This window comes from Polaromonas sp. P3_C2 (assembly GCF_056402675.1).
Genome location: NZ_JBFUGX010001188.1, coordinates 1 through 680 on the forward strand (window position 1 = coordinate 1; position 680 = coordinate 680).

Genomic DNA, 680 nt, shown 5'->3' on the forward strand with positions numbered 1-680 from the left:
TTCCTGGCTGGCGCGGCCTTGTTCTCGCAGAAGTCCGACGCATACTCGGCCAGAATGCGGTCTAACCATTCGGTCAAGCGGACAGCCCCCCGTGGCACCGGGTTCTGCCGCTTACCTCCAACGTTAAACATCATTCATGCGCGAGAGGTTTCCTTTCACGCACCTGTCCGGATACTGGCTTCGGTCTACCTATGGGATCGCCTATAGATCGGGTTCGGAGGCCATAGTGGCCTCTAACGGAACCTTGAATGTCCGGGCTTAATGACTCGATTATTTAGAAACCTGCGAATCACCAAGCAGACCAACGTTACAGCACCCAGCAGCACGCTAGCTTGAACAAGTGGCCAAAAACCATTGACGTCATAACGCACGCCTCTGTTCACAAAATCTGCGTCGGAATAAATTGCTGCCGCACCAAGTAAAGTAGCGAAGCCCATCATCCACAAGAATTCAATCGACGTTTTCACAAATTCGTCTTTTGTCGATTCGAATACTGAAAATACAAGATGGGCTGCGGTCAAGAGAACCGGCAAGCTCAAGGCCAAATACAGTGACAGGGGATATGAATCTTCTCGGTATATGCGAAACATAACGAGGCAGAGTCCCCAGCTAATCCACCTAATGTTAATAAGATTACTGATATTCATCTAATTCCCCCAGGCCAGAGCGGCCATTAAAAC

Annotated in this window: 1 protein-coding gene; it reads right to left on the reverse strand. The window is 49.9% G+C overall.

The features are described 5' to 3' along the window. Positions 1-233: 233 nt before the first annotated feature. Entirely contained in the window at positions 234-521 is a 288-nt protein-coding gene (locus AC1DWI_RS25495; protein WP_477701287.1) for a hypothetical protein, read from the reverse strand. Between the last annotated feature and the right edge of the window lie 159 nt (positions 522-680).